Annotated in this window: 16 protein-coding genes and 1 riboswitch; of the genes, 12 read left to right on the top strand and 4 right to left on the bottom strand. The window is 46.4% G+C overall.

The features are described from left to right. Positions 1-360: 360 nt before the first annotated feature. Positions 361-2,385, top strand: a complete 2,025-nt coding sequence (locus SIB68_RS07875; RefSeq protein WP_236068789.1) for a serine/threonine protein kinase — start codon at positions 361-363, stop codon at positions 2,383-2,385. Here SIB68_RS07875 and smpB read toward each other — a convergent pair. Next, positions 2,379-2,876, bottom strand: coding sequence for an SsrA-binding protein SmpB (gene smpB, locus SIB68_RS07870; RefSeq protein WP_011824876.1), 498 nt, complete (start codon positions 2,874-2,876; stop codon positions 2,379-2,381). The two genes, SIB68_RS07875 and smpB, sit on opposite strands and share 7 nt — an antisense overlap. Positions 2,877-2,927: 51 nt before the next feature. Here smpB and ruvB point away from each other — a divergent pair, with 51 nt between their 5' ends. The 6 genes from ruvB (at position 2,928) to SIB68_RS07840 (ending at position 10,279) form a co-directional block, all read left to right on the top strand. Next, entirely contained in the window at positions 2,928-3,986 is a 1,059-nt protein-coding gene (ruvB, locus tag SIB68_RS07865) for a Holliday junction branch migration DNA helicase RuvB (protein ID WP_063399123.1), read from the top strand. Further along, positions 3,983-4,795, top strand: coding sequence for a tetratricopeptide repeat protein (locus SIB68_RS07860; protein WP_063399124.1), 813 nt, complete (start codon positions 3,983-3,985; stop codon positions 4,793-4,795). Before ruvB ends, SIB68_RS07860 begins: the two co-directional genes overlap by 4 nt. Further along, positions 4,792-5,988, top strand: coding sequence for an amidohydrolase (locus SIB68_RS07855; protein ID WP_063399125.1), 1,197 nt, complete (start codon positions 4,792-4,794; stop codon positions 5,986-5,988). The genes SIB68_RS07860 and SIB68_RS07855 overlap by 4 nt, the downstream gene beginning before the upstream one ends. After that, a complete protein-coding gene (locus SIB68_RS07850) occupies positions 5,985-6,209 on the top strand; it encodes a DUF3188 domain-containing protein (protein WP_063399126.1) in 225 nt (74 codons plus the stop codon). The genes SIB68_RS07855 and SIB68_RS07850 overlap by 4 nt, the downstream gene beginning before the upstream one ends. Positions 6,210-6,337: 128 nt before the next feature. Next, positions 6,338-6,441, top strand: a riboswitch (TPP riboswitch). A gap of 43 nt (positions 6,442-6,484) precedes the next feature. Then, positions 6,485-7,864, top strand: a complete 1,380-nt coding sequence (thiC, locus tag SIB68_RS07845) for a phosphomethylpyrimidine synthase ThiC (RefSeq protein WP_063399127.1) — start codon at positions 6,485-6,487, stop codon at positions 7,862-7,864. 2,232 nt (positions 7,865-10,096) lie between these two features. Then, positions 10,097-10,279, top strand: a complete 183-nt coding sequence (locus tag SIB68_RS07840; RefSeq protein WP_063399128.1) for a Nif11-like leader peptide family RiPP precursor — start codon at positions 10,097-10,099, stop codon at positions 10,277-10,279. A gap of 840 nt (positions 10,280-11,119) precedes the next feature. Here SIB68_RS07840 and SIB68_RS07835 read toward each other — a convergent pair. The 3 genes from SIB68_RS07835 to SIB68_RS07825 all read right to left on the bottom strand — a co-directional run bounded on the left by SIB68_RS07835 (position 11,120) and on the right by SIB68_RS07825 (position 15,798). Next, positions 11,120-11,446, bottom strand: a complete 327-nt coding sequence (locus SIB68_RS07835) for a DUF1499 domain-containing protein (protein WP_063399129.1) — start codon at positions 11,444-11,446, stop codon at positions 11,120-11,122. A gap of 1,645 nt (positions 11,447-13,091) precedes the next feature. Continuing rightward, positions 13,092-13,709 (bottom strand): hypothetical protein, encoded by a 618-nt coding sequence (locus SIB68_RS07830; RefSeq protein WP_063399130.1) that lies wholly within the window; start codon positions 13,707-13,709, stop codon positions 13,092-13,094. A gap of 1,510 nt (positions 13,710-15,219) precedes the next feature. Continuing rightward, positions 15,220-15,798, bottom strand: coding sequence for a shikimate kinase (locus SIB68_RS07825; RefSeq protein WP_063399131.1), 579 nt, complete (start codon positions 15,796-15,798; stop codon positions 15,220-15,222). A gap of 52 nt (positions 15,799-15,850) precedes the next feature. On the opposite strand from SIB68_RS07825, the gene SIB68_RS07820 reads away from it, so the two are divergent. The 5 genes from SIB68_RS07820 to SIB68_RS07800 all read left to right on the top strand — a co-directional run bounded on the left by SIB68_RS07820 (position 15,851) and on the right by SIB68_RS07800 (position 20,331). Beyond that, positions 15,851-16,771, top strand: coding sequence for a 6-carboxytetrahydropterin synthase (locus SIB68_RS07820; RefSeq protein ID WP_063399132.1), 921 nt, complete (start codon positions 15,851-15,853; stop codon positions 16,769-16,771). Between the two features lie 8 nt (positions 16,772-16,779). Further along, a complete protein-coding gene (locus SIB68_RS07815) occupies positions 16,780-17,511 on the top strand; it encodes a RibD family protein (RefSeq protein WP_063399133.1) in 732 nt (243 codons plus the stop codon). Between the two features lie 487 nt (positions 17,512-17,998). After that, positions 17,999-19,135, top strand: a complete 1,137-nt coding sequence (locus SIB68_RS07810; protein ID WP_063399134.1) for a GNAT family N-acetyltransferase — start codon at positions 17,999-18,001, stop codon at positions 19,133-19,135. 113 nt (positions 19,136-19,248) lie between these two features. Next, positions 19,249-19,593, top strand: coding sequence for a hypothetical protein (locus tag SIB68_RS07805; protein WP_063399148.1), 345 nt, complete (start codon positions 19,249-19,251; stop codon positions 19,591-19,593). A 366-nt stretch (positions 19,594-19,959) separates the two neighbouring features. Beyond that, the gene (locus SIB68_RS07800) at positions 19,960-20,331 is read left to right on the top strand and encodes a DUF4346 domain-containing protein (protein WP_063399135.1); all 372 of its coding nucleotides are present in this window, start codon (positions 19,960-19,962) and stop codon (positions 20,329-20,331) included. Positions 20,332-20,344 lie beyond the last annotated feature (13 nt).

The following is a 20,344-nucleotide window of genomic DNA, read 5'->3' as shown; positions in this document are numbered from 1 at the left end:
CCTTTATATTGGGGGTGGCGGGCCCAGGCGTGGTACTCGTTGACGACGGTCTTTTAATGCGTTGTTAGGTGAGTCATGAAGCCAAGTCGCTGATGAATTTTGCTAGGGACCGGTTACTGCTCTTGGGTTAATCACAGCTGTTTTCATGCATGGGCCTTCGGATGTAGCTTTGTCCATATTATTGTTGACAGTCGCTGACCTTTTTCTGCAGGTTTATGTTGATTTAATCTTCATCGATAAAGATTATTTTTAAGGCAATCTTTCTTCTGGAAACGAGTCGATTCTGCTGTTTAGCTTTGCGGAAGCGGTTGCAATGGATTGGCCATTAGTACGATCAGCCCATCAATGCTTCGGCGTCACGTGAGCGAACCCAGCGCCGTGGTTTCCGGCACTGTGCTGGCACAGCGCTATCGGTTGGATGCGACCATTCAGAAGTCGAAGCCGATCCAGGGTGTGCTTTGGCGTGGAGTCGACATCCTCGATGGTGAGAGATCGGTGGTGCTTCACCAAATCAGCGATGCCCCTACAAGGCAGCACTTTCAGAAGTTTTGGCCTGAGCTTCAATCTCTTTCTCATCCTCAGTTGCCGCGTTGTGGTGAATTGTTCGAGGCGGATGTCAGCCTCTGGGCCGTGCGTTACTGGCAGGAGGGTGTTACTTACCGAAAGATTCAGCAGCAACGGGCCGAGCGTCAGTTGCTCTTCGGCGCTGGAGAAGTGTTGCAGTTGCTTTTGCAGCTGCTACCTCCTTTGATTGCCTTGCATGCCAAGGGGCTGGTGCATGGTGATATCACTTCCAGCGCCCTGTTGAGGCGTGATCAGGACGGCTTGCCGGTTTTGGTGGACTTTGGCTTACTGCAGCCCCAAGGGACTCCCCCTTGGGTTGGTGTGACTTCAGCGTATGCCTCAATTGCACAGAGCAGCACCGAACCAGCTGAAGCTTGGATGGATTTGCATGGCTTGGGCGTTACAGCACTGACTTGGCTGACTGGTCGTTGCCCCGAGGAACTTTGGAACAGTGATGTTCGGTCTTGGGTCTGGCCAGAGTCTTTTGAGCTGGATGGGTCTTTTCGCCAAGTGTTGGAGCGAATGTTGAGTGAGGCTCCTGACCAGCGTTTTGAAAAGGCATCGGATGTGATCTCTGCCCTTCAAGCTGTGATCATGCCCGAAAGGATCGGTCCTAAGCCCATAGCAGATCGCACTCTGGCACTCGTGCCTCAAGCAGTGCCTTTATCCGATCACCCCTCGCGTACGTCTCAATCACTCTTGACGGAACATCGTTCTGCCAATCATCCGCGGCGGCGGGCTGAAGAACGGGAGCAGGCTGCTGAAGGCAGACTTTGGGCTGTTGTAGGTGCCTTGTTGGCGTCTGCATTGGTAGGCACGGCGATTGGCTGGTTCTTGCTCAGTCGTAGTTCCCCGCTAGGGATGGAACCTGTCAGGGATAGAGATCTCGTGGGCAATGTCCCAGTGGAGAGCCCATCAGCCGTAGAGGTGGATCATCGGCAGCAGTTATTGAGTCGGCTGCGGGCTTTGCAGGTCAAACAAAGTTGGTTTCTGCAGTTGGTGGATGCCAGTCTGCTAGCTCGTTTCCCTCATAGAGGTGGTCGCTTCCCCTCCGATGCTCTGGACGATGTTCCCTTGCGCCAGGCCTGGAATGACTTGGCTGAGGAATGGTTGGTCAGGATTGAACAGCTATCGCCTCAGCTGCGCAGGCGTTTGGGTGAGTTGAAGAACACTGACTGGCAGAAGGAGCGTGAAGCTCTGAGCAAATTGGGCGTGCATGGCAGTGTGATTGAGCAGTTGGTTACGGCAGGAGCAAAGAAACTGCTGCTTTTGGGCTTGTTCAATGATCAGAAGCCTCCAGAGCCCTATTTGCAGTTCTGGTATGCGGCAGCTCTACGCAGCTTGGCTGATGTGCAGATCGAGACCCTCAAGGCCAAACATTCAATTCCCACTGTTTTTTCTAAAAGGGTTTCTCCTGGGGCTGCGCGCTTGATTTCTATTCAGGTGCCTGCTGGGCATCGACTAGTACTAGAAATCAAGGGCACGCCTTTGATGCAGATGATCATCTATGGCTCACAGGGTGATGTCATTGCCGAGCGCGGATCGTTGCGCGTGGTGACCCTGGAGCCAGAAGCAGGCTCGCCTGTGCAAGTGCTGGTGACCAACGAGGGGTTGGCAACAGATTTATTTACCCTCTCTTGTCGTGCCGATCAGCAAGCTTCTATGTCTTTACCAGCTTTGGAGCCAAATCCGTTGGCGGATTCAGCTACTGGCTTCCTTGGTCGGTCAGAACACCCTTCTAGAACGCCGACATTGCCTCGTCTCGTGCTTCGGCGAAAGAAAACTTTGTTCAGCCTCATTGACCCCCTGGCTGATCAGTAGCGCGCCAGAGCCGACTTCACTTCTCGATCAGCTTGTTTGCGTTTCTCCTCTTGGCGTTTGTCGTGCAGCTTGCGACCTTTGCCTAGTCCAATCGTGAGTTTGATCCATGAACCCTTGAGATGAAGGTTGAGGGGAATCAGGGTGAGCCCTTTTCTGTCGAGTTGGCCGCGAAGTTTGTCGATCTCACGGCGGTGCGCGAGCAGTTTGCGTGTTCGTAGTGGATCGTGATTGAAGTAGCTGCCGGCATGGCTATGAGGGGAGATATGAACGTTGTGGAGCTGTAGTTCGCCCTTGCGAATCAGGCAGAAGCCATCGCGGAGATTGGCTTGGCCGGCCCGGATTGACTTGACTTCGGTTCCCACCAACTCAATGCCAGTTTCAAGGGTGTCGAGGATCTCGTATTGATGCCTTGCCAGACGGTTGTCCGCGAGTAGACGGTTGGCCGCGGCTCGAGCAGCAGCAGTCGCTTTTTTGTTTCCTCCCTTGGCCATCTGCGTTTACCGATGCTTTCGACCCTATCCAGGGATCGGTACTCTTCCAACATGGCGATTGTGTCTTCCAGTGCTGGCCGAGCTGATTCCCAGCCGCCAGCAGCAAAGTCTCGGGTGGTAGATGCTTCACCTTTGCCTGAAGAGGCCAGTCCAGCTCGAGAAGATGGGCTTAGGCCTAGGCGTTTGGAGGACTACATCGGTCAGCGTCAGCTGAAGCAGGTGTTGGGGATTGCCGTCAAGGCGGCCATGGGCAGAGGTGATGCTTTGGATCATGTTTTGCTCTACGGCCCTCCCGGCTTGGGTAAAACCACCATGGCCATGGTTTTGGCTGAAGAATTGGGGGTTAAGTGTCGGGTTACCAGTGCGCCTGCTCTCGAGCGCCCTCGTGACATCGTTGGTCTGTTGGTGAATTTGCAACCTCGCGAGGTTTTATTCATTGATGAGATTCACCGGCTCACAAGGGTTGCTGAGGAATTGCTTTATCCAGCAATGGAGGATAGGCGTCTTGATCTCACCGTGGGCAAGGGCAGTACCGCTCGCACCAGGGCATTGGAGCTGCCTCCGTTCACTCTGGTGGGTGCTACGACTCGCGCTGGTGCCCTTAGCTCGCCGCTGCGGGATCGTTTCGGTCTTATTCAACGATTGGAGTTTTATGGCCTGGAGGATCTGCAAGCGATTGTTGAGCGGGCGGCGGGGCTTCTGAGGTTGCAGTTAACTGCGCAAGCCTGCCAGGAGATTGCTCGTCGCTGTAGGGGTACACCGAGGATCGCCAATAGATTGCTGCGACGGGTTCGTGATGTAGCGAGTGTCTGTGGCGGGGCGAGCTTGATCGATGCTGCATTGGTGGATGAGGCTCTCACTTTGCATCGAGTCGATGCTCGGGGTCTTGATGCCAGTGATCGGCGCTTGTTGGACTTGTTGCTGGAGTCTCATGGCGGCGGCCCGGTCGGTTTGGAGACTTTGGCAGCCGCTTTGGGAGAGGATCCAGCCACTCTTGAAGCAGTGGTAGAACCATTTCTGCTACAGCTGGGTTTTTTGCAGCGAACTCCGCGTGGGCGCGTGGTGACTGGCGCGGGGCGACGCCATCTTGGTTGGCCGGAGTTGCCATGAGCGTTCTCCAGGGGTTGAAAAACTGGGTGCCTAGATGGTCAGGGTTGCTTTTAGTTGCGCTGTTGCTGGTCATGGATCCCCTCTCTGGAGCAGCTACCCCAGCACTTCAGCCTCTTTTTGAGCAGGCACTCGAGGCTTCTCGACAGGGTGAGTTTCAAGCAGCCCTACCTCTTTGGGATGAGTTTCTTGAGCTTGCGCCCGAGCAGCCTGCGGCGTGGAGCAATCGCGGCAATGTGAGGTTGATTTTGGGTGATCCCGAGGGTGCGATCGATGATCAGACTAGGGCTATGGAATTGGCCCCAGCAGAGCTTGACCCTCATCTCAACCGTGGTATTGCGGAGGAGGTATTGCATCATTGGCAGCAAGCCGCTAGTGATTACAACTGGATTCTTGAGCGCGATGCTGTCAATGCATCGGCTCTTTACAACCTGGGCAATGTTTTGGGCTCTCAGGGCGACTGGTTGCAGGCAGAGGCTCTTTACAGCAAGGCCTCTGACGCCAGCCCAGGCTTTGCTATGGCTAGCTTCAGCAAGGCTTTAGCGGTTTATCAGCTGGGGGAATTTGATCTGGCGGAGAAGGAACTGCGTGCATTGATTCGCAGGTATCCCATGTTTGCCGATCCCCGTGCGGCTCTTAGCGGTCTTTTATGGCATTACGGCTCATTTGGTGAAGCTGAAAGCCACTGGACTGCCGCAGTCGGGCTGGATAACCGCTATCGCCAACGAGATTGGTTGTTGCAGATCCGCCGATGGCCACCACAGCCCACGGCTGATCTGATGGATTTTCTTGCTTTGTTGGAGGCTCCATGACTCTTCTTCTTCATTGGAGCGAGCGTCTTGATCAAGCTTTGCCCGAGCTGATTGAGTTGCGACGCCATCTGCATGCTCATCCAGAACTGAGTGGTGAGGAGCATCAGACGGCAGTCCTTGTAGCAGGTCAGTTGCGGGGGGATGGTTGGCGGGTGTCTGAGGGGGTGGGGCGCACAGGTGTGTTGGCGGAGTTGGGGCCAATTGGTGGTCCGTTTGTGGGCCTACGGGTGGATATGGATGCTCTGCCAGTGGAAGAGCGCACAGGGCTTGTTTATGCCTCACGGCGTGAGGGGGTGATGCATGCCTGTGGCCATGATCTGCATACCTGCATTGGCCTTGGGGTTGCAAGGGTTTTGGCCGAAGAGGAGTCGATGCCAATAGGCGTAAGGCTGTTGTTTCAACCGGCAGAAGAATTGTGCGAAGGGGCTCGTTGGATGCGTATGGACGGCGCGACCGATGGCCTCGAGGCCCTGTTTGGGGTTCATGTTTGTCCGGAATTGCCGACTGGAAGTATCGGTGTACGCAGTGGGTGCTTGACGGCTGCGGCGGGAGAGCTGGATATCGAAGTGATCGGTGAAGGAGGCCACGGTGCAAGGCCTCATCAGGCTATGGATGCCATTTGGATTGCCGCTCGAGTTGTTTGTGGACTGCAGGAGGCGATTAGTCGTCGCTTGGATGCCTTGCATCCTGTGGTGGTGAGTTTCGGGAAGATCGAAGGTGGTCAGGCTTTCAATGTGATTGCAGATCGAGTGCGGCTGCTGGGTACGGTCCGCTGTTTGGACGGGGCTGTTTTTGCCAAGCTCCCAGCTTGGATCGAGCAGATTGTTCAGGCTATCTGTGGAAGTTTTGGGGCAGAGGCGATCGTGCGCTATCGCAGCATTACGCCGCCTGTTTACAACGATCCTGAACTCACAGACCTATTGGAAAGTTGTGCTATCTCTCAGATAGGAAAAGAGCGTGTGTTGCGGCTTGAACAACCCTCTCTTGGTGCTGAAGACTTTGCAGAACTACTGCAAAAGGTCCGCGGAACAATGTTCCGATTAGGGGTTAGCGGTCCTAATGGGTGCGCGCCTTTACACAATGGTCAATTCTGCCTAGAGGAGAGCAGCCTTGGAGTTGGTATTCGGGTGCTGACCGCGACCCTATTGGCTTGGATGGATGAGCGTTCACGGCTGGCTTTGGAGAGGACATGAAGCGTCTTGGCTATCCCTTGCTATCCCTTGCAGCTCCTTTGCTGATCGTCTTGGCCATGCTCTGTTTGATGCATCGGCAGGGCAGCGATCGATTGCAGTCAATGCCAGCAGTTTTGGTGGGTGCTGGCCTAATTATCAGCGGGGCTGTGGGCCGCCGCCGCCGCCGCCGCAAGCTGCTTGCAGTACTTCACAGCACCCAAACCGATGCGCAGGAGCATTGACTTCATGTTGAACACAGCCATGCCTTTATCACAGTTGGACCTTTAAGCGCTGCAGGAAAAGATCCATGCGGTTTTGCACGTTTAGCGGAATGGATTGCGGTTCGGATCAAAAACCACTGCTAGGTTTTGCAAAACACTAGGGGTGCCACTCAGCAATCTCTGAGTGGCTGAGATCACACCCTCCGAACCTGATACGGGTTGTGCCGGCGCAGGGAAGTGAAAGGCGTGATCATTGGTTTTTTGCCAAACCCTGGTATCCATTTCGCCTTTTGATCATGCGCGCCTCTTGGGTGGCTGCCCGTAAGGGTCAGGCCAATGTCTCGCAATTGCATTTCGCTCGACAGGGCGTTGTCACTCAAGAGATGGACTACGTGGCCAAGCGTGAGAACTTGCCTGAATCGCTTGTCATGGAGGAGGTGGCCCGGGGCAGGATGATTATTCCTGCCAATATCAATCATGAAAATTTAGAGCCGATGGCGATTGGTATCGCCTCCAGCTGCAAGGTGAATGCAAACATTGGCGCCTCACCTAACGCCAGTGATGTAGCTGAAGAGCTCAAGAAGCTCGAGCTGGCAGTTAAATATGGCGCAGACACCGTGATGGATCTGTCCACTGGAGGGGTCAATCTTGATGAGGTGCGCACGGCGATCATTAATGCTTCACCCGTGCCGATCGGCACTGTGCCTGTCTATCAGGCGTTGGAAAGCGTGCATGGCTCGATTGAGAAGCTCGACGAAGATGACTTCCTACACATCATTGAGAAGCATTGTCAGCAGGGTGTCGACTATCAAACCATTCACGCCGGTTTGTTGATTGAGCACCTTCCACTGGTGAAGGGACGCCTGACAGGCATCGTCAGTCGCGGGGGTGGAATTCTTGCTCAATGGATGCTTTATCACCACAGACAGAACCCTCTTTTCACCCGCTTTGACGACATCTGCGAGATCTTCAAGCGCTACGACTGCAGTTTTTCACTTGGGGATTCTCTCCGCCCTGGTTGTCAACACGATGCTTCTGATGAAGCTCAACTTGCCGAGTTGAAGACCCTTGGAGAATTGACCAAGAGAGCTTGGGCACATGACGTGCAGGTGATGGTCGAGGGTCCTGGTCATGTACCAATGGATCAGATCGAATTCAATGTGCGCAAGCAGATGGAAGAGTGCAATGAGGCGCCCTTTTATGTGCTTGGCCCTTTGGTGACAGATATCGCACCGGGTTATGACCACATCACGAGTGCCATCGGTGCGGCGATGGCAGGCTGGTATGGAACAGCGATGCTTTGTTATGTGACCCCGAAGGAGCATTTGGGTCTGCCAAACCCTGAGGATGTTCGTGAGGGCTTGATTGCCTACAAAATTGCAGCGCATGCCGCTGACATCGCTCGTCACCGTCCGGGGGCTAGAGATCGCGATGATGAATTAAGTCGAGCAAGGTACAACTTTGATTGGAACAAACAGTTTGAGCTTTCACTCGATCCAGAGCGAGCTAAGCAGTATCACGATGAAACTTTGCCAGCTGATATTTATAAGCAAGCTGAGTTTTGTTCAATGTGTGGCCCAAAGCATTGTCCAATGCAGACCAAAATTACGGATGAGGATCTCGAAGGTCTCGAAAAATCTCTACAAAGTAAAGGGAAAGCTAAATTGTCAGCTTAGAAGGGTGAAGCAATCAAATCATCACTTGCTTGACTCTTATGTGATGCCTGCATAGAGAATGCATTTGACCATGATTTAATGAAACAACCATTAGGATTCTTTAATATTCCCCTTTATAAGGTTTTTCTTTTATCGGCAAGTATGAATAGATTCTAAGCCATTTGTGCTTTAAAGCCATTCCTATTGGCAACCTTTAAAAGGCAATGGCGATCTGATTTAAGGCCTGCTCGCTTCTCGCTTGGCGCTATATATTTTGCATGATTTGGTGTTTAGATTTACCTCTTGCAAAAACTATAGCTCAGTAATTTTACTACCATTGAGAATTTTTTGGCCAACACATCTGACGTATTGATTGCCGCTGCAGGAATCAATGTCAGACTTGCTTTTTCGTTGCTAATTCATTCACTAATTATTGCGATTATTTTCAATGTAGCGAAGCGCTATGCGTCCTTGCCGGGCCTAACTTTTTAATTTGACGATGGCTTAATTGACTACTCATGACATCTTGCCTCTCAGTAAGTTGCATTTATCGCTATAGCTTCAGTCGTGAAAGGACTTATGCAAAACCCTAGAAGAGGTATGCCGATGCCTAGGGCATGGCGGTAAGACAGTCCTATCAATAAGTATTTATACCTAATAGCTGCGCCAGGGCTGTTGCATGAGCTAGCGAATGGGTGGCTTAGATTATACTTTTGTCAAATCAATCACTCATCAGTGTTCTAGGCCATCTACTGAAGGCTTAGAGGCTTTATATTTTTTTGCTCACCGGGCAAAAACTTTGTTAAGGGTGGTAAATGATTAGCCTTGATCAATCTTAATTGCTGTTAAATACCATTTATAAGAGATATAGCCACAGTGATGGCTGAGATTATTGGAAATATGGGATGTTAAACTGATTCATAATCAATTTAGAGGTGAAAGATATTTAATCTAGGGCGATCTCAAGCCCTAGATTAGGGAATCTAATCCTAGTAATAATTGGATTTAGACATTTTTGCATGATGATATTGGCAATGAATTGGATAGTGCTTATTATTGGGAAGCTCAATCCCTAAGCTATGAAGCTTGTACAGGTTTTCGGCATCTTTTTAATCGGTTGCTTGGCAGGGTCACAAGCAGTTTTATGCTTTCCTGAATCAGTAAAGCCACCACTTATTTCTAAAAATTCTCCTTCAACAACTAATTTAGGGTTTGGTTTTTAGATTAAAAGTGTGAATTTGGCTAAGTACTCTAGTGAAAGAGGCATAGAATGCCCTAATTATGAGCTCATGTAACCGTATACCTACAAGCTGAGCTTTTTAGTATTAATATTCGAAATCATGAGATGGTCGTTTATTCAAGAGTCACAACTTATCTTGGGATAACTAAATCTGCTTCAAATTACAAACTCTATTTTTCAGCATGTATTAATAAAAACTTGCCTTCATTATGCTGGTGACTGATTTTATCGATAAACCTTCTATATACTAATTAAGTGATCTAGCCATTTGTGCATTTATTTGATTAGTTTAGTCGAATACACTCCTCATTACCTTTATTTCAAATTTTACTTTGAATAGCTAGTGTGCCTTTTGTTGACCTGTGATGATCATAAATCCTATGATGAGTGTTAGAAGTGCATTACAAGCCATCGTCATAAGATTTGTCTGACTAAAAAAATCTGAGAACATCGTAGGCATGCTTGTTCTTATCTATTCTAAGTCTTAGTCAAGGGTTGAATGCCATGCAATAGAAAAATCTACTCATGCAAAAAATTTTTGAATGATTTCTTCTATTACTTAAAACTTTATAGTAAAAATAGCCATGTCATCATTAGAGAAACTATAAAGCTGTCGCCTATAGAATAAATAGTTCTTGAAATCTCGCAATTAATAGAATAAGATAGCGAATATATAGCATCTGATGCCTAATTGAGTATAATTGTTCGAATTATGACAGGATTACTTTCGGAAACTGGTGAGAATCGATCTATATTGCAAATTCTTATAGACTCAACATTTTCTTCAAAGCAACAAGCTGTAGCCATGGGCATGAGATTGAAGGATTTAAAAAAAAGAGCAAGGCAATAGCAAGAGGAGGCTTTTGACTGGAACAAAAGTACTAAGGCTTTGAAATAAAAATATGCTCGCTAAATCTAGGTTTTGAATACATATTCTCTTACCATCTTGATTAATTAAGAATGTATCTTTATACTTGCCGAGCTGCTAGTTTATTGAAACCTGCACAGATTCAATGTCCTATGAGCAACTGAAAGCATTTGTGGCTAAAGTCAAACAAGATAAAACTCTGCAAGATCAAGTTAAGACAGAAAATGCTGACCTAGTATCTATCGCAAAGGCAGCTGGTTTTTCGATTACGACTGATGATCTGCGCATAGCATACACTGAGTGGGTGAAAGATTCACTTGCAAGCTAAAATAAAAAGATATATCTCTACAGGGCTGTTCAAAATGCCTTTAATAATTATTAGATTTTCAAGTTATTCGTTATTTCAATTTCTAATTTTATTTTAGAATTAGAAATTCTTTTTTATAAGCTATCAGTCAGGATATTTGCTGGGCATCATAAAGAGTACTTGAAGAAATATATGTAGCAAGTGAATTTTATATTGGTTACATTTTACTTACGCCCGATAATGCCTTTGCTGCCAAGATTTAAGTGTGTTTTGCTAATCCAATATAGAAAATTGGCATAGAAGCGATGTGAATATAAATCAGTAATTTCTACATTTTGTATATGTAAGTTGATAAGAGATAGTCCTTGACCTGAATTTTTATAGCTTAATAGGCTATAAAAAGTTGGATTACACCAATCCTAATCCAGAAGAAACTAAGTCAGAGATTAAGCAGTCTTCAGATGACATGAGTAATGAGTTGTCAAGTCTAGATCGAAAAGATGCTATACGAGAATGGATTTTGTCTGAATGCCAGGAGAGATGGAAATCACTTAAAGATGGACAACGATCTGGTTCAGTATTATCAATGAAGGAATGGGAGAAAAGGAATGGTCAAGGAATTTGGTAAGAATGAGCCCTAGATTCTAGTGAATTTTTAAATCTAAGTGATAAGAACTACTTTGTATACAAAAGTCTCCTTTTTATAAACATTAGATGTCATATTCTGCTAATAATGGCATGAACATCTGACGACTATTATGGATAGCCTAGGAGAGGTTTGCGATAATTATATATAACTATTAGGATCGAGGATCTTTTGTGTAAGGGGCATTTAGAGTTGCAATTTAAGTCTCTATCCAGTTATAATTGCGAGTAAAGGTTTTTAATTCTGTTTCTATTAACACCTAGATCTCCAAGTCCTAGTCTAGAAGCAGATCTCACTTGAATAATTCCTTTAGTTGGTATTTTTAGGATCTCAAGATCATCTGGAAACCTAAAGATTAGGCTGCGTACAACACCATGCCAATAATCTTCTGTTCTTTCTACTACTTTTACCCTTGGCAGGGATTCTGCAATGTCAATAAGCTTATCGTACGACTTCTTTACATTATCAAACTTCCATTCGATAAGAATACAGTTGGTAGGGATCACACAACTTGACAGAGTACCATCCTTTGTTAAGACCATTAGTTGTTTTAGATAGACGTGAGTTGATGAGTACGAAGCTATTGATGTATTCCTATAGAGATCGACTCTTAGACCATCAATTTTGAATTTATTGTATCGATTGATTTGTATGTAATCCCTATGCTAAGCTTTTAATCGAAACGAATGTTCATGTATTCAAGATGGCAAATGATTAATAATATCAAAACTAATAGAAATTATTGTTTTACTCGGCACTCTATACAACATGAATATACACTTCTCAATTCTTATGAAAATTAGATAGCATTAAATATTGATTAACCATCAAACTTGTGACGACCATTTCCATAAGCTCATATGAGACATAAAGGGATTGCCTAAATGTTTCAAATTTGTATAATCAGTTTCAGTAATGGACACTAATTCCCGTTTGTTAACTAAATATGTACATTTATGCATAGCTATTATATCTATATTCACAATAGAAACTTCTTATGAGAGAAGGATCTCTTTGCAGATTACTACTCATAGTCGATCTTTAGTCTTCATATATAATATACTGGAAATCAGCATCCCTAAAGCTATAACTGAGGCTGCTAATAGATATTGAAGATATATAGGAGGCAGATCAAAAAAGATGGGCAGTGGAAGCATGATGTCTAGCTTTTAAAAGAATTATAGCCTTATTTATCAGCGCTCATATGCTTTTAGGAGAGCAGTATCAGACAGGTGCAATGATTATAGATCTGATATCTTTTCATAATTTAGATGACTATATTTATACTTCTTCATCTCTAAAGAATCTATTTTCCGCGATAGCATCTGCCTTGTGATTGTATAGAAATAAAATGCATAGTAAAATCACTTAATCTACTGTAAATTTAGCATTTTATTTTTCAATCTATCACAAAAATACTGTAGTCTAGAAATTTTTAAGAACAAACAGCTTATACCTCCAAAGCTTTGGCTCTTATTCATTGATTATTATAGCCATTTGCAAACTCTAAAACACTTACTTGCTCAAATATATTTATCTGGATTAACAACAAAAAACGAATATTTGCATTCAAGTCTATCTGGAATTTGTTGACTTAATGTTAATTTTATGATTCTTAATTGCTATAATGGCTTCTTCTATGGATTTAGCTATATTAGCCATCTACTTTTTAGCCAACACAACAACTAGTTGAGACTTAGTGAACGACTAGTCCAGATTATAAATAGAAAAAAATAATAACTTTGCCAATAATGAACTTTTGCCTAATATTAGATTTCCAATTTGATCTAATATATAGATGTTTGTTCATATTGGTGTAAAATGTATCATCTATGCCTTCATATTGTTTCTTAATTTGCTCTCTTTGTGGAGGAGTTGCCCTTGTTTGGTCTAGACGCATAGAAGTTTATCACTATAAATCCAATCTAGTGCAATGCATCAATAAATCTAAAATCATGCCATATGCTTCCCTAATTGACCCGAGCGATAATCTCAATATTGATATTCTCCTTCAGATAGTCCATAATTGCATTCCATTCCTTCTCTGTATATTCCATTGGATTCCCATCTCTCAAGAGTCCAATGTTACCATTTATTATAATATCCTTTAAGCAATGATCGTTCATCTGTTTGTTTAGTTCGTGAAGAGCAGCTTGAATCGTAGGAGTATTTGGCATCATGTTTTCCTTAAATTGTAACGGTTTGCATTTCTTTGATCTTAATTTTTAGCTTTTTATTCTCATCTCGTAGCGCTGTACATACTTTCATTAGGTCTGTCCTTTTCATTGATGTGGTTATTTCCCACTCCTTATTACCTTTAACCAACTCCTCAATGGCTTTATCGCTGACCTCTTTCTCTGTAACCTTTTCGCCTCGTTTTATTTTGCCTACCGCATCTTTTCGCGTCCCAGGATCAGCTTTCCCAATTGCTGCTAGCGTTCTCATGCTTGTACCAACCAGCTCTTGGTCAGTCACATCGGTATTCTTTAGCCATGACTCCCATGCCGAAGTTAGGTCTCTAATCTGGCCTGCAGTCATTGGAATGATGCCAGATTCTCTGAACCTTGTCCATTGCTGTTGCTTTTTAAGAACACATTTAAGCCGATGGAGCTCAGCTGCAGTGCTTCGAACTAGCTCTGCTGCAATCCTTGAATTGATATTGACAGCATGAACCGTATCTCTCATGATGCCTATCTGAACATCATTTAACCCTTCCGTCAGAGTCTCTGGAAGGACGATTGACTCTGATCCTGCACTGTGCCTGTCTGGCGAGATGGCTTTGAAGTCGATCGCTGAATCAGTCATTAAGGCACCCCACTGTGCGGACCCTAGCGCATTTGAACGACTCGTTCAAATGGAGTATTTTTGAACTACTTACCTCGGCCACCGCTCGTCCGCCTCCAGTGCGTATTGGCTGGAAGAGACATCTGAGAATACCTAGATTTGCCTTCTTTGGGTTAACTTATTGATGTACTCCTTTAGGGTTTCCAGTTAAGGCTCTCGAAGGCACTTTTTGATTGATATGTCACTCTGTATCGCCATTATGGAATAAGTCTTAACATATAGGAGTTCAATTTATTTACTTTATGCTTTAGCATGCTATGTATGCTTAGTTGAATTTTGCTAAAGATCTTATCTTATTTATTTAAATCCCTTTTGTGCCCGAGATTGGCTTTTGATTACATTTAGGATGCCTAGCGCTAATGTTATATATACATGTCGAATGCCATTTTTGTTTGGGCTTTTCATTTCAAGCCTTGCTTGAGGAGGATCTCCAGTTCAGTAGTATTCTCATTAATAAAATATCGCTATTTATTATTTGACAATGTCTCATGTTGAGTATGTTGCCTTTCCTGTCGCGTCTTTTTTGTCTTTTTTTAACTCGGCGCTAATTCGAATTACGTTGTTTTTTTTGGAGCCCCAACCCAACAAGACAAGTGCTTAGGTATATTTACCTAAGCACTTGTCTTGTTGGAGGCGCGTCCTAGGGGCCGCCCTGCCAGAATCGTCTTGGATGCTGATTTACTGCCTCTCGGGCTGCTATTTTCTCGCTTGAATGTACTTTCTGTACAGTCGGATCACGCTTCTGGTGCCCTTCATGGCTTGTGCCTGTAGTAGATAATCTTCGCTGCAATAAAGTTTATGTTTCAATCCAGCCGGCTGAATCTGTCTCATAATCGCCTCTATTTGAGAACACAATTCTTCAAGCCGCCCCTTGTCAATTAGAAAACGCTATTTATCATATCTTGATGAGTCATAACTTTTCCTGGTTGTATTGTTGGCTCCCGCTGGTTTAGTTGCATTTGTTTGACTTTGTGTATTTAGCTTGAGAAAGGAGGCTGATTCTCACTCTGATACACCTGAGGCCAAGTCGCGCTGAATACGCAATCTATCGATTGATATGTCTATCTTTCCTCGGAAATAGTCGTCTCTCTTCTTGATGATTCTTTCAGGCTGCAATTCTTGAGTCTTTCGCTCTGGACTATTCTGCTTTAATTAGATTTCATTGTTTTCGCCTGTTTGTATTGACTAGATTTCCGATGGGGATGTGCGCCTAGCTATTGTTCTTTGCTTGTTTTTGCGCTTGTTTTTTGGTAACTAGGAAAGACAGCAATGCCTACCTGGCCAACTGATTTAAATGTGTTGGTAAAATGAATCCCTATATGATGCTTGATATATACTATCTTCAAGTCCTTTAGGATTTTAGTTTCTTGTCAAGTTAAGAATGAATCGTCTGTTTTGATTGGTATTAGCTATCAGGCCAACCCTCCTGACTTAAATGGTCTAGTCTTTCAGTATTGACAAAATAGTTGCTTTAACCATTCATTTGTACAGGGGGCGATAACAGCTGGGGCAGGAACTCAATAATCTTTAGCGCAATCCCGTCTGGTTCCTCTACTCCCACTTCCACATTTAAGTCTGCTTCGGCATAAAGCGGTAGGCGTTCGGCAAATAAACAGTCGAATGCTGCTTCTGGATCTTCTGTTTGTAGTAATGGTCGATTGCCGCTATCGGCATGTAAACGTCTGAGTAGTTCTTCTCGGCCAGGGTTTAGCCAGATCACGATGCCCTGATGCAAGATCCCCCAGTTTTCTGGCTTACTCACCATCCCCCCGCCAGTAGCAACAACAAGAGAATGGCGTTGGCCAATGGCATTGAGTACTTGAGACTCCATTGCTCGAAATCCTTCTTCTCCTTCTTCGCTAAAGATCTTCGGGATTGGTTGGCCAGCAAGTTGTTCGATGACGGCATCTGTATCCACAAACCCATAGCTGAGTTGTTCGGCGAGAGGCCTGCCTGTGCTGCTCTTGCCACTGGCCATCATTCCCACCAAATAGAGGTTGCGACCGCCAAGCCTTTGCTTGAGAGGATGAGGGGTTGGGCTTTCGTTCATTGGTTCGCAAATGTCTATAGATCTCTAGGATGATTTCTAGTCCGAGAGAGCGATGACTGACGTCCCCGATTTGGAACGCCATGGTCATGGCCGCGGCTGTGTGATCACTCGCAAAGCTAGTTTCAGTGCTAGCCATCGCTATTACTTACCGGAACTGTCAAGCGATGACAATGCAGCTCGTTTTGGACTTTGTGCTTTGCCTGCTGGGCATGGTCACAATTATGAGCTGATCGTCGCCATGGCTGGCGGGCTTAATGTCGATGGCATGGTGTTGAACCTTTCTGAGGTGAAGCACGCCATCCGTTCTGAGGTGACCGATCAGCTTGACTTTCGCTTCCTTAACGATGTTTGGCCGGAATTTGATCTTGCCAGGCCAGAGGGCTGCCTGCCGACCACGGAGGCTCTGCTAAAAATCATCTGGACTCGTTTAATTTCTCATCTGCCAATCGTGGCGATTCGGCTTTACGAACAAGAAAACCTCTGGGCTGATTATCACGGAGATGCCATGGACGCCTATCTAACGATCCGTACCCATTTTGCGGCTGCCCATCGGCTTGCCAGGGTCGAACTGAGTCAGGAGGAAAACGAACGTATTTATGGCAAATGCGCGCGGCCTCATGGGCATGGTCATAATTATTTTGTGGATGTCACCGTGCGCGGAGAAATTGATCCAAGAACAGGCATGGTTTGTGATCTAGGTGCTTTGCAAAGTCTTGTGAATGACATTGTTGTTGAACCTTTTGACCACACCTTCTTAAATAAAGACATTCCCCATTTCGCTAACTGTGTACCAACGGCAGAGAATATTGCCTTGTACATTTCTGATTGTTTAGCGAAACCGATCCGAGCGATCGGAGCCCACCTCCACAAGGTGCGGTTGCAGGAAAGCCCTAATAATGCAGCTGAGGTCTATGCGGAAACCCCAAGGCTTGAAGCGATCCCTGAGGTATTGCATGCTATGGCGGCTCACTAGCCAAGCATTTGCAAAACCAGTTTTGGCTTCGTCTTGTCCTAGCGATCAGCTTGGATGGCCGGTTGGCACCTGCGATTGGTGGGCCGGCCCAATTAGGAGGAGTTGGTGATCGACGGGTTTTAGAAGAGGCTTTGGCTTGGGCTGATGGGACCTTGCTCGGTGCGGGAACGTTACGTGCTCATCGCAGCACATGTTTGATTCGTGATCAGGACTTGCTGAACCAGCGCAAGTCTGCCGGGCATAGTGAGCAGCCCACGGCGGTGGTTGTTAGTCGTCAGCAGTGGTATGCAGCAGAGGTGCCTTTCTTTCAACAGCCGATTGAGCGTTGGCTGTTGAGCCCCCATTTGCATTCAGCAGAGGGATCGAAAGATCCTTTGCTTCCTGTTGGTTACGAGCGTCAGGTGTTGTTTGAGCAAGATTGGCCTCAGGCGCTCAATCGTTTAGCTGAGTTTGGATTGTCTCGACTTGTTTTGTTGGGTGGAGCTCGGCTGGCCGCATCGCTATTGCAGGCTGATGTTGTCGATGAGTTGCAACTCACCCTTACACCAAAATTGCTTGGTGGTATGCATGCATGGGTTCCCTTTGAAGGTGTTGGTTTGCCAGATGATCTTGGCGACGCTGAGGCTTGGCATTTGCAAACCTTTGAGCCCTTGAGTGGTAATGAACTACTGCTGCGTTACGAGCGGAAGCGCGTTGAAAGGGATTTAGTTAGGGCTAAACTATTGAGTTTAACGGACTAATATTGCAACTTCAATTGCTCAAATCTTCTTGCTTGCGACAAAAATTTATTGGTCATAGATTGTACTATTAATTGCTTATCAGTCATTGCCTGAAGTCAGAAGAATGAATGGTTCATGACATGCATCGCTAAAATTTAAGCATATCCATCCTTAGTTCTTTTGTGAGCACAAAGGCGTTTCTGCTGCAGAGAGTTGTCATCCAAAAATTCTAATTTGGCTGCACCATATTGCTGTTGATGGAGTAGCGGCAATCTTACCCACAGCTGTGGTTGTCCTCGGTGTCATTGCAGCAGTAGCCGTCCATGCGGCTTAGCTATTGGGATCACAACATTGATGCAACGGTAAAAACTCCATAGTTACGAATGCTGAACATACTCATCCCCTTTCTCTCTGGCCGCTGGTTATGGTCGTTTGAGTCTGTGCTTAAGGCGCGCTTCAAATCGCCAACCTCTCAGCCCGCTGGCACCGCTCTATTCACGAGATCCCATTGCATCACTGGGAAAGCCTGGTGGGTGAGCAGGCGATTCCTTTCTTTCGCTGGCGGTGGCTTGCTGCTCTAGAAGATTCAAGCAGCATTTCCGCCAAACATGGTTGGCAGCCACTGCACTTAGCGCTGTGGCGAGACAACACGCCTGTAGCGGTTGCCCCTCTTTATCTCAAGGGGCATAGCTATGGCGAATTTGTTTTTGATCAGGCCTTTGCTCGCCTGGCAGGTGATCTTGGTTTGGGGTACTACCCAAAACTGCTGGGGATGAGTCCTGTGAGCCCTGTGCAGGGCTATCGCTTCTACATGGCGCCAGGGGAGGACGAGGCAGAGTTGACAGTTTTGATGCTGGAGACCATCGATTCTTTTGCGCGTCGCAATCAGATTCTCAGCTGCAACTTTCTTTATGTTGACCCGCACTGGCGGCCTTTGGCGGAAGCTGCTGGCTGTGCCACTTGGTTGAATCAGCAGAGCCTTTGGTCAGCCGAAGGGCAGTCTGATTTCTCTGCCTATCTCAACAGCTTCAATGCCAACCAGCGGCGCAATATCAAGCGTGAACGCAAGGCCATCCAGCAGGCGGGGCTCACGGTTTCAGCGTTGCACGGGTCTGAACTCGATGTGCAGCTGTTGAGGTGCATGCATGGCTTTTATGAGCAGCATTGCGCTCGTTGGGGACCTTGGGGAAGCAAGTATCTATCTGAGGCTTTTTTTGAGGCCTTGGCAGATTCGTCGCTCAGGGATCAGGTGGTGTTGTTTAGTGCCCATCGTGAGAGTCCTAGAGAGCCTGTAGCGATGTCTCTTTGTATACAGGATGGACAAATGTTGTGGGGGCGTTATTGGGGTTGCAAGGAGGAGATTGATTGCCTTCATTTCGAGGTTTGTTATTACGCGCCGATTGCCTGGGCGTTGGAACATGGTTTAGAGAATTTTGACCCTGGCGCAGGTGGCCAACACAAGCGGCGTAGGGGCTTTGTGGCGAAGCCCCATGCCAGCTTGCATCGTTGGTATGAACCGCGTATGGATGCTTTGATCCGCGGCTGGTTGCGTAAGGTCAATCCTCTCATGCTCGAGGAGATTGAGGCGGTGAATTCTGATTTGCCGTTTCGGGTTGAGCCTACCCCTCAGTTAATTGTGGAATAACTTTCACTCATCTTTCATTGAGCCAGTTGAGTACTCATTGCAATTGCTTGAGCCAAATTTTGTTAATCGATCAGCACAGATGTTGTTAAGCTAGAATGCTTAGAGCACCTACGATGGTCTTCTGTGCGATGATACGTTCGCTGTTGTTGTTGCAACTGATTCTGATTTCTCTGCCTGTGGATGCACAGCCTGAGCTTGGAGTCGAAGAGAATAAAGACAACTCAACTGAGACCAAAAGAGACACTAAGATGATCAATCTGGGTAGAGATATTGGTTGGATAGATGCAACTTGTTCCTGGCTTGGATGGGGGCATCTTAGTCTTGAGAATACCAAGACAAGCATTTCGGTGGTCACAGAAGAAATCAAAAAAGAGCATGGGTCTGATGTGTACGCATGGGTGATTGAGCGCACTGCAAAGAGATATCCAAAATGTAAACTAGGGCTGCCAAGCCTATGATTATTGACTGGTCTTTATGTTTACCCAAAATGTAGTTAGTGCTGCATTTTGGGAAGAGTGATAATGTCTTTGCTTCTGCATTATTCAAGATCATAATCTTGCTGACAACGTTAAGGCGTTAATGAATTTGCCCCTGCTTTGGAGGTGTTGATGAATGATCCTATGTGGTGAAATTTCAACTGATCTTGGAAGGCAGGGATTCTACTTTTCGCATGAGGAGGCCAATGGTGAAGAGGAGCATGGCTTGATTGTTATCTTTGCCTTCTTAAGGATTGGCAGGAGCAGAATCCATGCTTCTAGCTTGTAATCTAAGCCTCTGATTTGTAAGCTTAAGAAATAGTCCAGAGAACCATTGACCTCCCAGTGATGTCTGATGCCATCAGTGCCATAGATGATCAGCTTTCGCAGCGCTTTATTGCGCTCGATCCCAGTGGCTATTTCTTGATTCGGGTGGATGCTTCAGCTGCAGAACTGGTAGTGGAGCATTACCTCAACGATGTTGATGAATTGGGTCGAGCTACCGATCCTGAGACTGGTGAGGTCCTTGCTTGTCGGGGAGGCAAACTTTCCCCTGTGACTGTCTACAGGGGAAGAACTGCCAAGCAGCTGGGGATTCAGCTCACAGAAGGGCAGGGTCCATATCCCTTGAGCAAGCTTGATCATGCTCTTTATTTGGGGCGGGAACTTCATCGCGCTGAAATCTGTCTGCTTAACGGTATTCCTTATGTTCAAGATTGAGCTTTGAGGCTCA

Origin of the sequence: Prochlorococcus sp. MIT 1323, assembly GCF_047304905.1 — a bacterium.
GTDB classification, from domain to species: domain Bacteria; phylum Cyanobacteriota; class Cyanobacteriia; order PCC-6307; family Cyanobiaceae; genus Prochlorococcus; species Prochlorococcus marinus_D.
This window is presented reverse-complemented; position numbering and strand designations above follow the sequence as displayed.